Origin of the sequence: Streptomyces sp. NBRC 110028 (genome assembly GCF_001417735.1) — a bacterium.
Taxonomy (GTDB): domain Bacteria; phylum Actinomycetota; class Actinomycetes; order Streptomycetales; family Streptomycetaceae; genus Streptomyces.
Genome location: NZ_BBUZ01000032.1, coordinates 119,468 through 132,649, shown reverse-complemented (window position 1 = coordinate 132,649; position 13,182 = coordinate 119,468). Strand labels below are relative to the sequence as shown.

14 protein-coding genes and 1 pseudogene are annotated in these 13,182 nt (G+C 71.2%); 9 read left to right on the top strand and 6 right to left on the bottom strand.

Annotated features, from left to right (window positions below):
* Positions 1–62: 62 nt before the first annotated feature.
* Positions 63–497, bottom strand: a complete 435-nt coding sequence (locus ASC60_RS24855) for an Hsp20/alpha crystallin family protein (RefSeq protein ID WP_055554615.1) — start codon at positions 495–497, stop codon at positions 63–65.
* A 125-nt stretch (positions 498–622) separates the two neighbouring features.
* Here ASC60_RS24855 and ASC60_RS24850 point away from each other — a divergent pair, with 125 nt between their 5' ends.
* The gene (locus ASC60_RS24850) at positions 623–1,294 is read left to right on the top strand and encodes a hypothetical protein (protein WP_055554613.1); all 672 of its coding nucleotides are present in this window, start codon (positions 623–625) and stop codon (positions 1,292–1,294) included.
* A gap of 65 nt (positions 1,295–1,359) precedes the next feature.
* On the opposite strand, the gene ASC60_RS24845 is transcribed toward ASC60_RS24850, so the two are convergent.
* From ASC60_RS24845 to ASC60_RS43780, 3 genes and pseudogenes are all read right to left on the bottom strand, one after another.
* Positions 1,360–2,154, bottom strand: coding sequence for a SigB/SigF/SigG family RNA polymerase sigma factor (locus ASC60_RS24845; protein WP_055554611.1), 795 nt, complete (start codon positions 2,152–2,154; stop codon positions 1,360–1,362).
* A 319-nt stretch (positions 2,155–2,473) separates the two neighbouring features.
* Positions 2,474–2,701: a DUF5133 domain-containing protein gene (locus ASC60_RS24840; RefSeq protein ID WP_055554609.1), complete on the bottom strand. Its 228-nt coding sequence runs from the start codon at positions 2,699–2,701 to the stop codon at positions 2,474–2,476.
* 158 nt (positions 2,702–2,859) lie between these two features.
* Positions 2,860–2,955, bottom strand: a pseudogene (locus ASC60_RS43780) (thiamine pyrophosphate-binding protein); the annotation flags it as partial.
* Positions 2,956–3,108: 153 nt separating this feature from the next.
* Between ASC60_RS43780 and ASC60_RS24835 the strand changes: the two are divergent.
* The 4 genes from ASC60_RS24835 to ASC60_RS24815 all read left to right on the top strand — a co-directional run bounded on the left by ASC60_RS24835 (position 3,109) and on the right by ASC60_RS24815 (position 5,955).
* A complete protein-coding gene (locus ASC60_RS24835) occupies positions 3,109–3,612 on the top strand; it encodes a methylated-DNA--[protein]-cysteine S-methyltransferase (RefSeq protein ID WP_055554607.1) in 504 nt (167 codons plus the stop codon).
* 62 nt (positions 3,613–3,674) lie between these two features.
* Positions 3,675–4,406 (top strand): 2OG-Fe(II) oxygenase, encoded by a 732-nt coding sequence (locus ASC60_RS24830; RefSeq protein ID WP_055554605.1) that lies wholly within the window; start codon positions 3,675–3,677, stop codon positions 4,404–4,406.
* Complete coding sequence (locus ASC60_RS24820; protein ID WP_234357108.1) at positions 4,403–5,266, top strand: ABC transporter substrate-binding protein; 864 nt, start codon at positions 4,403–4,405, stop codon at positions 5,264–5,266. The genes ASC60_RS24830 and ASC60_RS24820 overlap by 4 nt, the downstream gene beginning before the upstream one ends.
* Positions 5,263–5,955, top strand: coding sequence for an alpha-ketoglutarate-dependent dioxygenase AlkB (locus ASC60_RS24815; RefSeq protein ID WP_055554603.1), 693 nt, complete (start codon positions 5,263–5,265; stop codon positions 5,953–5,955). The genes ASC60_RS24820 and ASC60_RS24815 overlap by 4 nt, the downstream gene beginning before the upstream one ends.
* A gap of 239 nt (positions 5,956–6,194) precedes the next feature.
* On the opposite strand, the gene ASC60_RS24810 is transcribed toward ASC60_RS24815, so the two are convergent.
* Positions 6,195–7,658 (bottom strand): MFS transporter, encoded by a 1,464-nt coding sequence (locus tag ASC60_RS24810; RefSeq protein WP_055554601.1) that lies wholly within the window; start codon positions 7,656–7,658, stop codon positions 6,195–6,197.
* A 320-nt stretch (positions 7,659–7,978) separates the two neighbouring features.
* On the opposite strand from ASC60_RS24810, the gene ASC60_RS24805 reads away from it, so the two are divergent.
* From ASC60_RS24805 to ASC60_RS24795, 3 genes are read left to right on the top strand one after another with little or no spacing between them, the layout of a single operon-like run.
* Positions 7,979–8,566 (top strand): RNA polymerase sigma factor, encoded by a 588-nt coding sequence (locus ASC60_RS24805; protein ID WP_055554599.1) that lies wholly within the window; start codon positions 7,979–7,981, stop codon positions 8,564–8,566.
* Positions 8,563–9,378 carry an MGMT family protein gene (locus ASC60_RS24800; RefSeq protein ID WP_063787194.1) on the top strand — a complete coding sequence of 272 codons (816 nt, stop codon included), beginning with the start codon at positions 8,563–8,565 and terminating at the stop codon, positions 9,376–9,378. The genes ASC60_RS24805 and ASC60_RS24800 overlap by 4 nt, the downstream gene beginning before the upstream one ends.
* A gap of 30 nt (positions 9,379–9,408) precedes the next feature.
* A complete protein-coding gene (locus ASC60_RS24795) occupies positions 9,409–9,960 on the top strand; it encodes a methylated-DNA--[protein]-cysteine S-methyltransferase (RefSeq protein ID WP_079038587.1) in 552 nt (183 codons plus the stop codon).
* Between the two features lie 687 nt (positions 9,961–10,647).
* Here the strand turns inward: ASC60_RS24795 and rutA are convergent.
* Positions 10,648–11,712, bottom strand: a complete 1,065-nt coding sequence (rutA, locus tag ASC60_RS24790) for a pyrimidine utilization protein A (RefSeq protein WP_055554597.1) — start codon at positions 11,710–11,712, stop codon at positions 10,648–10,650.
* A 433-nt stretch (positions 11,713–12,145) separates the two neighbouring features.
* Between rutA and ASC60_RS24785 the strand changes: the two genes are divergently transcribed.
* The gene (locus ASC60_RS24785) at positions 12,146–12,991 is read left to right on the top strand and encodes a putative RNA methyltransferase (protein ID WP_055554595.1); all 846 of its coding nucleotides are present in this window, start codon (positions 12,146–12,148) and stop codon (positions 12,989–12,991) included.
* The last annotated feature ends 191 nt before the right edge of the window (positions 12,992–13,182 follow it).

Below are 13,182 nucleotides of genomic sequence, written 5' to 3'. Positions count from 1 at the left end.
AGAACGGGAAGGGAGGACCGGCCTCGACCGCCCTCCGCCCGCGAGGGGTGGCTGACTGACGGTCAGCCGCTGATCTGCTTGCGCCCGGCGCCCTCGCCGATGGCGATCTTGCGGGGCTTGGCCCGCTCGGCGATGGGGATGCGCAGGGTCAGGACACCGGCGTCGTAGTCGGCCCTGATGTGCTCGGTGTCGAGGGTGTCGGCCAGCATGAGCTGGCGGGAGAACACGCCCAGGGGCCGCTCGGACAGCTCCATCTGCACATCGTCGGCCTTGGCGAGCGGCCTCCGCTCCGCCTTGACGGTGAGCATGTTCCGCTCGACGTCGATGTCGATGGCGTCGGTCGAGACGCCGGGGAGGTCGAGGGCGATCACATAGTCGTCGCCCTCGCGGTAGGCGTCCATCGGCATCGTGGACGGCCTGGACCAGGTACCGGTGGACCCCACGAGCTGCTGGGTGAGCCGGTCGAGCTCGCGGAAGGGGTCGGTGCGCATCAACATCAGGAAACACCTCCAGTGGTCTTGGGCAGTACCGCCAATGCGCTGCAACCTGCCTCCGTTGTAGCATGTCATCGAAACGATGACAAACGCTGATGTCGTCGATGCGATGACAGAGAGGGTGTGCCATGACCAGCCCGGAGGAATCCCGCGGACCCGACCCCGCACCCATCTCGTTCCCCGCCACCGCGGCGGCGTTGGAGGCCATCAACGACGCCGTGCGCAGCGCCACCACCCCGCCGGGCCGGGCGCCGGAGCCGGACCGGACCAGCTCGGAGCAGGCTCTGGGCGCGCTGTTGCTGCTGCGGGAGCTGCGGGACCAGCTCGCCGGGTGGGAGCCGTGGCTGATCGAGACGGCTCGTGAGGCGGGCGCCAGCTGGGCCGAGCTCGCACACCCCCTGGGCGTGGCGAGCCGCCAGGCCGCCGAGCGCCGCTATCTGCGCGTACGGCCCGGCGCCCCCGGCGCCACCGGGGAGCAGCGCGTGCAGGCCACCCGTGACCGCCGCGCCGCCGACCGCACCGTCACCTCCTGGGCCCGTGGCAACGCCGCCGACCTGCGCCGACTCGCCGGGCAGGTCACCGCGCTCACCGACCTGCCCGCCGAGGCCCATGGCCACATCGCCCGGCTGGCGGACGCCCTCGCCCACGACGACCCCGCCCGGCTCGTCGCCCCGCTCGCCGAGACCCATCAGCACCTGACGGCACGTCACGCCGATCTCGCCGATCTCGTCGACACCATGACCCGCCACACCGACCGGCTGCGGCAGGGCAGCGGGGACCAGCGCCGCACCACGAACTGACCGCGCCCGCCTCCCGTCGAAGTGCTCCGCCGGGCGCCGGGGGTACGTCAGGGGCCTGGAGAGCCTCACGCCGCCTTGGCCTCGATCTGGTCGTGCAGCTTGGCGCAGGTCCGGCTGATCAGCCGGGAGACGTGCATCTGGGAGATGCCGAGCTGTTCGGCGATCCGGCCCTGGGTCTCCTCGCGGAAGAAGCGCAGGTACAGGATCCGGCGCTCCCGTTCGGGCAGGGCACGCAGCTTGGGCTTCAGGGCCTCGCGCTGAATCACACGGTCGTAGGAGGGCTCCGGCGCGCCGAGCGTATCCGCCAGGGAATACCCGTCGTCGGCGCCCGAGACCTCGGCGTCCAGGGACAGCGCGGAGAAGCTTTCCATCGCCTCCATCCCCAGCAGGACGTCCTCTTCGCTCATCCCGGTGTGCCGGGCGACGTCGGCCACGCTCGGGGAGCGGTCATCGGGGGTGCGCGTGAGGTCCTGCACCGCGGCCCGCACCCGGTTGCGCAGCTCCTGAACCCGGCGCGGCACGTGCACGCCCCACATGTGGTCCCGGAAGTGGCGCTTGATCTCCCCCACAACGGTCGGCACGGCGAAGCTCGCGAAGGCACTGCCGCGGTCCGGCTCATAACGCTTGACGGCCTTGACCAAGCCGAGCATGGCGACCTGCCGCAGATCCTCCGCGGACTCACCGCGGTTGCGGAACTGCCTCGCCAGCCGCTCCGCCATCGGCATCCAGGCGCGTACGACCTCTTGCCGCAGCGCCTCCTTTTCGGGACCATCGGGCAAAGCGGCGATGCGCTCGAACTCGGCGGTGGTGTCGGGAGCGTCGTCGTGTGAGTGCTTGCTGCGTGCGCGTACGGCAGTCATGGCGCGGTCTCCCTCATCACATGGTCGGTAGCACCACGGGAGTGAAAATCCGCCTGCCGGGGGGTGCCGGACAGAGCACACCCCGAGCAGCCGAACTGCTCCCTTGGGCGTGCCTCCAGTCCGAAGCACAACCAGCGCCTGCCCCGCGCCCACACCCCCAAACAAACTCATCCGCCAGCCGGGGGCACAGCGCGGAATCAACGCCACCGGCCCGGCACGCGGATGCTCGCGGCGTCGGGGGTGGCGTCGAAGTCACCCAGCGGCAGCCGCGCGGTGACGGCGCACCAGTCGGTGCGCGCCGCCGCGCCTCGCGGTTTCCTCAGAGGTCGACGACGGAGTCGTCGCGCGCCAGTGCGCTGCTGAGCCGGTCCTGGGCGGTTGCCAGTGCGGTGTCCACGTCCCGGGTCCCGGTGGAGACGCATAGCGTGTAGGCCACGTCGTCCATGCGCCGCCGCACCTCAGGACCGCCCGCGTCGGTGTGGAGGGCCCGGAGGGTTTCGTACTGCTCGACGAGATTGCGCAGCACCGCAGGGTGTGCCATCAGCATGGTGTCTCCATTCACTACGGAGGGCCCCCGGACCCGACCGGGCCGCGCCCCAGGTACCCGCCAGGTGCGAAGGTATGTGGCAGGAAGCCCATCAGGGGGTGTCGGCGGTGAACACGGCGTCGTCGTCGGCGAGTTCGTCGAGGATGACGGCCGCGGGTGTTGCCGGGCCCGCAGTTGCCCGCGCACACGGCGAGCCGCCCGGTCAGCTGCGCCTCGGCGGCCGCGGCGAACGCGGCCGCCTCCTCGTTCCGCACAGCACGCCTACCCGGACGGAGCGGGCACGAGTCATCCCACGACGGCCCGGGGATGCTCGCGCCACTCAGCGTGATGTCCGAATACCGCCAGCATTCCCTGTCACGACCCCGCATCGTCGACAGTGAAGCCCCAGAGGATGAGAGAGCGCGACGATGACCATCTACACCACATGGGACAGCCCCCTGGGCGAACTGCTGCTGGTGGGCGACGAGACACCGGACGGCGCCACACTGACCTCGCTGTCCATGCCCGGGCAGAAGAACGCCCCGGCCGTACGGCCCGGCCGGCACCACGCGCCCGGCCGGTTCACGGAGATCGTCCGGCAGCTGGGCGCGTACTTCGACGGCGGGCTCACCGCCTTCGACATCCCGTTCACGCCCGGCGGCACGGACTTCCAGCGGCGCGTATGGCAGGCGCTGGAGCACATCCCCTACGGCACCTCGACCACCTACGGGCAGCTCGCCGAAGGGCTGGGCGTGCCGCGCGAGCAGGTCCAGGCCGTGGGCGCGGCGATCGGCGCGAACCCGCTGCTGCTGGTACGGCCCTGCCACCGGGTGATCGGCGCGGACGGGACGATGCGCGGCTACGCGGGAGGCGTCGAGCGCAAGGTGTGGCTCCTCACCCACGAGGGCGCACTGCAGCCGACACTCATCTGACCTGTGGGCCGGGGCGCCCGCACCCGGCCGCCGGACGAAGCACACCGAAGGAACCGCACATCATGACCGACACCACCCGCTCCGCGAGCCAGGTGGCCGACCGCGTCGCGGCGGACGACTGGGACGCGCTCACCGCCGAACTCGACGAGCATGGCAACGCGCTCACCGGACCACTGCTCACCCCCGCCGAATGCCGCCGGATCGCCGGACTGTACGACGAGACCGGACGCTTCCGCACGACCATCGACATGGCCCGCTACCGCTTCGGTTCGGGCCAGTACCGCTACTTCACCCACGACCTCCCCGACCTGGTGCGCGAGCTGCGCGAGGCGTTCTACCCGCGGCTGCTGCCCATCGCCCGCGACTGGGCCCGCAAGCTGAACCGGCCCGCGCCGTGGCCGGACACGCTCGAGGAGTGGCTGGCGATGTGCCACGAGGCGGGGCAGGCCACGTCCGCCCAGATCCTGCTGCGCTACGGCCCCGGCGACTGGAACGCCCTGCACCGGGACGTGTTCGGGGACATGCTGTTTCCGCTCCAGGTCGTGGTGGGTCTCGACGCGCCCGGCGAGGACTTCACCGGCGGCGAGTTCATCATGACCGAGCAGCGCCCCCGCGCACAGTCGAGGGGATCGTCCACCACCCTGCCCAAGGGCCACGGGCTGATCTTCACCACCCGGGACCGCCCGGTGGCCTCCAAGCGCGGCTGGGCGAACGGCCCCATGCGGCACGGTGTGAGCACCGTACGCTCCGGACACCGCCACACCCTCGGCCTCGTCTTCCACGACGCCTCATGACGCCCGCCCCGTCCGGCCGCGCCCCGCACGGGAAGCACCGCACATTGATCGGCCCCGAGGGGGCGCCGTATCGCAGCGCCACGCCCGGTAGTCTCGGCGGGCACCGGCGCCTGCGGCTGTACGGGCGTCTGGACTGCCCCTCCGCGCTGCGGGCCATCGCCCGCGGCCACTACGTGAAGCACCGGGTGTTCTTCGTGGACGAGGCCACCGCGACCGCCGCCGGATACCGGGCGTGCGACGTGTGCCTCCCCCAGCGGTACGCCCGGTGGAAAGCCGACTGGGAGAACACCCACACCATGAGCCCCCTCACGGGACCACCGGCGTCCCGATCGCCCCTGATCCGCGCGGAGGACCTGGACGCGTACGGCGACCTGCCCAGCCCCGCCCCGCACACCGCCGCCGAACTCGACGCCCTGCTGGGCCTGTTGGCCTCCAGGGAGGGCCGCGTCGAGACCGTCGCCGTCGGCCACAGCCGGGACCCGGCCTCCCGCGCCGCCGCCGAGGCCTTCGCGGCCGCGTGGAAGGGGCGCGGCGGAAAGGTCCTCGCCACGGTGGACTGGCCGGAGAGCGCCGCGTCCTGGCTGCGGCCGGCGCGCCGGCTGACCGCCGAGGAGCCCGACGCCTGGGTCATGGCCGCGGCCCCGCTCGGCCTCGCCCAGCTGGCCCGCCGGCTGCGGCACTCCACCGACTGGGACCCGGCCCGCACGGTCGCCTTCGCCGCCCTCAAGGACTCCCGCCTCCCCGCGCTGACCGGTCCGGACACGCTGCACGGCCTGCGCGGCGCCACCGCCGAGGGCGGCACCTGGGAGGTACGCCGGCGCTGGGTCACCTCGTACCCGCCGGCCGGGAGGAGCGCATGACCGCCCTGATCCCCCGCCCGCCCATGGAGGTCGCCCCCGGGGCCGTGCACCTGCCCGGCTGGCTCACCCTGGAACAGCAGCGCGAGCTCGTCACCGCCTGCCGCGCCTGGGCCACCGGCCCGGTACCCATCCGCCATACCCGTCTGCCGCGCGGCGGTGTGATGTCGGTGCAGACGGTGTGCGTCGGCTGGCACTGGCAGCCCTACAAGTACACCCGCACCGCCGGCGATGTGAACGGCGAGCGTGTCGCCGCGTTTCCCGACTGGATGGTCCGGTTGGGCCGCCGCGCCCTGCTGGACGCGTACGGCGACGCACAGGGCGCGGCCGGTTACACACCGGACACCGCGCTGATCAACTTCTACGACGGTCAGGCCAGACTGGGCATGCACCAGGACAAGGACGAGAGGTCCTCCGCACCGGTCGTCTCGCTGTCCATCGGCGACACCTGCGTCTTCCGCGTCGGCAACACCGAGACCCGCACCAGGCCCTACACCGACATCGAGCTGGCCTCCGGCGACCTGTTCGTCTTCGGCGGCCCCTCCCGGTACATCTACCACGGCGTGCCCAAGGTCTACGAGGGCACCGCCGACCCCGCCGCGGGGCTCGCCTCCGGGCGCCTGAACATCACCATGCGCGTCACCGGTCTCACGGACCGGGCGGTCGAGGTCAGCGGGCGTTGTGGAAGATGATGCCGAGTGTGGTCCGGAGTCCCGAGGCCACGGTCGATTCGGCAACGCCGCGCACTCACATTCTTGCCCTCGCATTCACCACCGCCCGTCGGTCAGACGATGGCCGTCGCTCCCGCGCGAGCGACGGTCAGGTCCTCGTCCCCCATTCCGCCGCTGACGCCGATAGCGCCGACATGGAACCGGCCGGAGCCGGAGTGGACAACAAGGGGAGGAAGAACAGAGCGGGCGAGGAGCCGGACTCAGGCAGTCGACTCCTCGCTCCGGGCCGCCGCCCCGGAGCGGAAGAAGACGGCCACGAGACCGGCGACCGCCAGGCTCGCCACCGCGCCCACGAGCACCGCCAGGTGCATGCCGTCGAGGGTGTCGGTGATGCTCGCCTTCGCACCCTCGGCCGTGTCGGCACCGAAGACCGCGACGGCTGCCAGCACCGGGGTGCCGAGCGTCAGGGCGATCTGCTGGCTCATCGTGCTCAGACCGGTCGCCAGGCCCTGCTCCTCGTTCGGCAGGCCGGAGGTGGCGATGACCGTGTAGGAGACGAGACCCATGGCGTGGCCGAAGAAGGCGACCGCGACGGCGACGAGGACGATGTAGATCCCGGCGTCACCCTGGTCCACGGTGAGCAGCCCCATGAGGCCGAGCCCCTGAATGGTGAGGGCGGTGACGAGGGTGCGCTTGCTGCCGATGGCACCGATCACCTTGGGGGCGAGAAGTCCGCCCGCGATGGCGGCGATGCTGGACCCACCGAACGCCAGACCGGCGGCGAGCGGCTTGTAGTCGAGGACGTCCTGCAGGTAGAGCGTCATCTGGAAGACCACGGCACTCGGCATGCTGACGACGAGGAGCCCGGCGAAGTTGCCCCAGCGCACGGTGGGCCGCTGGAGCACGCTGACCGGCGCCAGCGGGTTGGAGCTGCGCAGCTCGATGAACCAGAAGGCGACCAGCAGTACCGCGGCGAGGATCAGGCAGCCGATGACGACGGGGTCCCCCCAGCCGTCCTGCTCGGTCGCGGAGATGCCGTAGACCATGCTGACCAGAGCACCGGTGACCGCGACCGCGCCGGGAACGTCGAGACGGCTGCGGGTCCGGTCGCCGGTGTCGCTCAGGACACGCGGGGCGAACACCAGGATCACCACGACGACCGGCAAGTTGATGAGGAACGCCCAGCGCCAGCTCAACAGCTCCGTCAGCACCCCGCCGAGCACCGAACCCAGCGCGAAGCCGCCGGTGAGAAGGGTGCCGTTGAGCCCCAGCGCGCGCTGGCGGAAGGGGCCTTCGGGGAATGACGTGGTGAGCAGCGACATCGCCGCGGGCGTCGCCATGGCCGTGGCGAGCCCCTGTCCGGTGCGGCCGGCCAGGAGCATGCCGGGCGACTGGGCAAGGCCGCCGACCAGCGACGAGGCGCCGAGGATGAGCATGCCCGCCAGGAAGAGATTCCGCCGGCCGAAGAGGTCGGCGATGCGGCCGAACAGCAGCGTGAAGCCCGCGGCGGGCAGCATGAAGCCGGTGACGATCCACTGCAGGGTGCTCAGCTCGAAGCCGAGGTCGGCCCCGATGGTCGGCACGGCGATGTTGAGCACGGAGAAGTCGACCGCGAGCATGAACTGGGCACCGAGCAGGAGAACCAGAATCAGCCGGTGCCGGGGCGTCATCCGCTCCTCGGCGGGTTTGTCCCGCGCCTCACTGATGGCATGGAGCTCGGTCATCGCTTTGCCTCTCCTCCGGTGACTCTCACGTCCGCCGGCTCGCCCCGCGCCGCTTGGTGTCTCGAGGGCCGGTCATGGCCCCACGGCCCACGGCGCGGCTCGTGATCGAACCGACGGAGGAGAAACACCGTCGGCCGCCGGGGGGTTGCATCACCGCGGAAGCCAGTGGCCGACGGCTCCCGGCACAGCCAGTCGGTGCAGCTGCCCGACTGACCCGTACGCCCTGGCGCGGTGCTGTGTCATGCGGGTCCGGCTCGGCTCCCGGGCAGCCCGACGGGCGCTGTGCAACCATTGCGGAAGTCCTGGTGTTTCTGTAGCTGATGGACGATACGGCGGAGCAGCTGACCGAGCGCCTGGCGTCGGACCTCGATGACGGCTTCACGGAGCTGGTCAGGGTCCACGCCTCGGCGGTGCGTGCCTTTCTGTTCCGGGTCTCAGGATCGGCCGCCGAGGCGGACGACCTGGGCCAGGACACCTTCTTACGCGCCTATTCGGCGCTGCAGACCTACTCCCCGGAGCGTCGGCGCAAGCTGAAACCGCGCGCCTGGCTGATGACGATCGCGGCGAACGTCTGGCGCAATCATGTGCGTACCAGAGTCCGTCACCCGGTGTCGGCCACCCGTGCGGAGGACGCCTGCGACGGCTGGCCGGACGAGAGTCCGGGCCCGGAGGAGCGGGCGGCGGCATCCGCCGACCGTACGATTTTGGTCAAGGCACTCACCGAACTGCCCGAGAAACATCGCGTCGCGGTGGTGATGCGCCATGTCATCGGGATGAGTTACAGCGATATGGCGGAGGCCCAGGGGTGTCCTGTGGGCACGGTCAAGGCACAAGTATCGAGAGGGATCGGCACGCTTCGCGAGATTTTGACACCCGAGGCGTCGGTGTTGGGGGAGGTGACGAGATGAACTACCGGAATGATGAAGAAGAGCAGTCCGCGGAGGGACAGTTGGAGCACGCCTTGGCCGATCTCGCGGCCCCCGCCCCGGCGGACTTCGCCCTGAGGGTACTGCAGCGCGTAGGAATTCCGCGAGAGCACTATGACACCTACAGCCATCTCGACAGCGCGGCGGGCGGAATCTATGTCGCTTACAGCCCGGACGCGGTGACCGGGTCGGCCGTCGAGACGATGGTGACCGGCTCGGAGGAGTTCGAGCGGTTGCATCACGCCCGCACCGGCCGGACCGCCATCCGCGCCTCAGCGCCGTTCCCGGGGCTCCGCCCCGCCCTGCGCACGGGCCGGGCGAAGCGGCTGCCGATCGATCTGGGAGGCCTCACCGAGCTGGAGCGCGCCGTGCTCCACGCGGTCCGGTCCATTCCCTCCGGGCAGCTGCGGCCGATCACCTGGCTCGCGCGAGAGGCGTCGCTGCCCTCCGCCACCAAGCCGATCACCGAGGCCCTGGCCAAAAATCCGGTGCCGCTGCTGATCCCGTGCCACCGCGTCACCGATGAGAGCGGCACGCCGTGCGACGCCGCCTACGCGGAGCGCGTCGGGGATGCCCTGCGGAGCGCGGAGGGCATCGACATGCACCGGATGAAGGAGCTGACCCGGCGCGGGGCCGTCTTCCTCGGCAGCGACACCACGCGGATCTACTGCCATCCGACGTGCGCGCACGCCCGCCGGATCACCCGGCCGCACCAGGTGCCGTTCCGTACCGCAGGTGATGCCCGGCAGGCGGGCTACCGCGCCTGCAAGAGCTGTCGTCCCGCTACGGCCTGAGCTGTCCGGCCCGGAGAAGGAGGAAGATCGATGCAGTCCGACGTCCGTGCCCCGGTGACCTCCGTGGCACTCGCCGAGGAGCCGAGTCCATGTGGCCGGCTCGTCCTCGCGGCCACGGACGAGGCGTTGCTCGCCTGCGCGTACGACACCGCGGAGGCCGTGCGCCGGCGCGCCGCCCGTGCGGGTGGGAGCGGGGTGGAGTTCCTCACGGACGCGGACGCCACACCCGGGCAACTGGCCGTGCTGACCGAGGCGCGCGCTCAGCTCGCCGCGTATCTGGCCGGGAATCTCCGGTCGTTCTCCGTTCCCCTGGATCTCTCCCTCGCCTCCGCGTTCACCGCGCGGACCGTGCTCGCGCTGGAGTCGTTCGTGCCCTACGGCCACACCGCCACCTACGGTGAGCTGGCCGCCGTGCTGGGCCGCCCGCGAGCCGCGCGGGCGGTGGGGATGGCGCTCGGCTCGAATCCGCTGTGCGTGGTGCTGCCCTGCCACCGCATCGTCGGAGCGAAGGGTTCCCTGACCGGATACGCCGGTGGTGTCGACGCCAAGCGCTTCCTGCTCGCGACGGAAGGGGCCACCTGATCGGAGTTTCGCGTCGCCGGCCCCTTCCCCCGCACCCCTTTCACTCTCGGACGCAACCTTCCGCGGCTGCCCGGAAGCACCGGGTTCGCCAAGGCCATCGGCCGCACACCCGAGTCGCTGCTGACCGAAGGGGACCGGTTCAAGACCGTCGGCGGCATGCCCGAGCCGGGGTCCCGAATCCTGGTCCTCGGCCCGCTCGCGCGCTCCTTCAGCCTGGTCGGCGGCGTGCTGTACGCGACGAGCACAGGGAGCACGCTCCTGCTGGCTCCCCATTCGGGCCGCCGCGCCGTACTCCCTACGACCATCCGGCCGGGGGGCCGGCACCATCCTCGGGTCTCCCAAGCACTTCGCCGCTCTGACACGGATCGACCCACACCGTGCAACCGATCGCCGCGACGGCCAGGCCGGTGTGGTCGGCCGCCCGCGCCCAGCTCGCTCGTCACCGCCACCGGACGCGGGCCGCGCTCGCGGTGCACGAACACCATGTGCACGCCGTTCGGGGCCGCGAGGCCGGCCGTCTCCCGGGACTTCCGCATCAGCCGGGAGTTGACCGGCATCGCCGTGGCGGTCAGATCCGTCGAGGACGCCGCCGCCGAGGCCGGCCGCGTGGCCGGAGGACCGAGCCGCAACAGCCCCGGAGATTCCGTACGGGCTCCGGGTGGCAACGCCATCCGGAGCCGTCAGCCGTCACGGCCGGGACTTCATCAGCGGCTGGATGCGCGTGCCGAAGTTCTCGATGCCTTCGAGGAAGTCGTCGAACACCAGCATGATCCCCTTGGTGCCGGGGACTCCGGCGACCTCGTCCAGCATCGCCGCGACAGTTTCGTAGGAGCCGACGAGCGTGCCCATGTTCAAGTTCACGGCGCCCTCGGGCAGCGAGATCGTCCTGGCGGTCGAGGAGTCGTCGGCGGTCTTGTCCGTGGCCGTCTCGCCCGCCATGTACGCCAGCGCCGCGTGGTCGGCGTTGTCGTGGTAGTCCTGCCACTTGGCCTGGGCGGCCTCGTCGGTCTCGTCCGCGATGACCATGAACAGCGAGAGCGCGCCGACATCGCGGCCGGTCTCACGCGCCGCGTCCACGAGCGCGGCCGTGGTGCCCGAGAGCGCGAGCGGGGTGTTGACGCCGCTCCCCAGGATGAAGTTGTACTCGGCGTGCTCGGCGGAGAACTTCATGCCGGTGCTGCTCTGCCCCGCGGCGACGATGTCGATGTGGCCGTTCGCCGGGCGGGGGGACAGCACGCAGTCGTCCATGGTGTAGAACTCGCCCTTGAAGTTGCTGACGCCCTCGTGCCACAGCTCCTTCATCACGGTGACGTACTCCGCGGCGCGGGCGTAGCGGTTGGCGAAGTGTTCGTCGCCGGGCCACAGGCCCATCTGGGAGTACTCGCCGGGCGCCCAGCCGGTGACGATGTTGACGCCGAACCGGCCGGGGGCGATCGAGTCGACCGTCGTGGCCATGCGCGCGGTGATCGCCGGGGGCAGGGCGAGGATCGGGGTCGAGGCGTACAGCTTGATCCGCTCCGTCACGGCGGCCAGGCCCGCCATCAGTGTGAACGACTCCAGGCAGTGGTCCCAGAACTCGGTCTCACCGCCGAACCCCTTGAACTTGATCATTGACAGCGCGAAGTCGAGGCCGTGCTCCTCGGCCTTCCGCACGATGGCCTTGTTCAGCTCGAAGGACGGCATGTACTGCGGAGAACTCTTCGAAATGAGCCAGCCGTTGTTGCCGATGGGAATGAAGACGCCGATGTCCATGCCGCTCCTGAACGGTCCCGTGGTGTGATCCGGAACAGCAACCGTGTCATGTGATACCTGGTCAAGATCAAGTTTGCCTCGCCGACAATAGCCGCCCGCGTCAGCAGGTCCGGCTTGCCGCCGAGCTGGGGGCCGGTGCCCGGCAGGCTCGTGCTGATGGTGCCGGGGTGTGCGCCGGAGCGGCCGGGAAGCTCGTGCACGCCGCCGTAAGCGGACACGCAGGCGGCAGTGGACACGCTCCCCCGCGCCCCGGGCCCGTAGAATGACGGCGTGGCATTCATGAGCACCCCGCACTGCAACTTCCTTTGACCGGAAGGCTTTGAGGGCGACGCCGGACGGCGTCGCCCTCCTTGGTGTGCCTGCCGCGTGAGCGGTGCCCTTCCGCGCGCCCGCGGGCACGGCCCCTTCCCTTCACCGTTGCCAGGAGTGCCTCGTGCCCGTGTCGCCTCGCCCTGCCCTCGAACAGTTCCTCGACCTGTTGCGCTGCCCAACGTGCCGGGCCCGCGTGCATCCCGACGGCGGCGCACTGCGCTGCCCGGCGGGCCACACCTTCGACATCGCCCGCCACGGCTACGTCAGCCTGCTCACAGGCAGCCGCGCCACCAGCGGCGACGACGCGCCCATGGTCCGGGCCCGGGCCCGGTTCCTGTCCACCGGCGGTTACGAGCCCATCCGCCGGGCCGTGGCCCGCCTGGCGTCCGGCGACATGCCCGTACCGGACACGGTCGTGGACGCCGGATGCGGCACGGGCTACTACCTGGCGGGCGTGCTCGACCAGGTGCCCGGCGCCCGTGGCCTGGGGCTGGACACCTCGGCGCGCGCGCTGCGCTTCGCGGTCCGAGCCCATGAACGGACCGCAGGGGCGACCTGGGACATCTTCCGCCCCTTCCCGCTGGCCGACGGGGTGGCGGACGTCGTGCTGGACGTGTTCGCTCCGCGCAACCCGGCCGAGTTCCGCCGGGTACTGCGTCCGAGCGGCCGGTTGATCGTGGTGCGTCCCACCGGGCGGCATCTGGCCGAGTTGCGCGGACTGCCCGCGATGGTCACGATCGACCCGGCCAAGGAGCAGCGCCTCCACCAGGCGCTGAACCCCTGCTTCGAGGCAGTCGTCACCGAACGGGTCGAGTACGCTATGCCCCTGACCAGGCAGCACGTCCTCGACCTGGTCGGGATGACGCCGAGCGCCCGCCACCAGATCCCGGCAGACCTGGCCGGCAACGCCTGCCTGCCCGGCCACGTCACCGTCTCCGTACTGGCCACCGCCTTCCGGGCCCGCTGACGAACGAGCCGTGGGCTCGCCCGGCGCCCTGCCCTCCCCCACCACGGGGGAAGGCGGCTGAGCGGGCCGCGGCGGAACCCGGCCGGGGTGCTCGACTTCCCGGCCGGGTTTCAGCGCCATGGGGCCCGTGTTCGTCCTCACGCGCCATCCGCCCGTTCTGCTCGGCGACGCGATGAACGCGTAACGGCCGA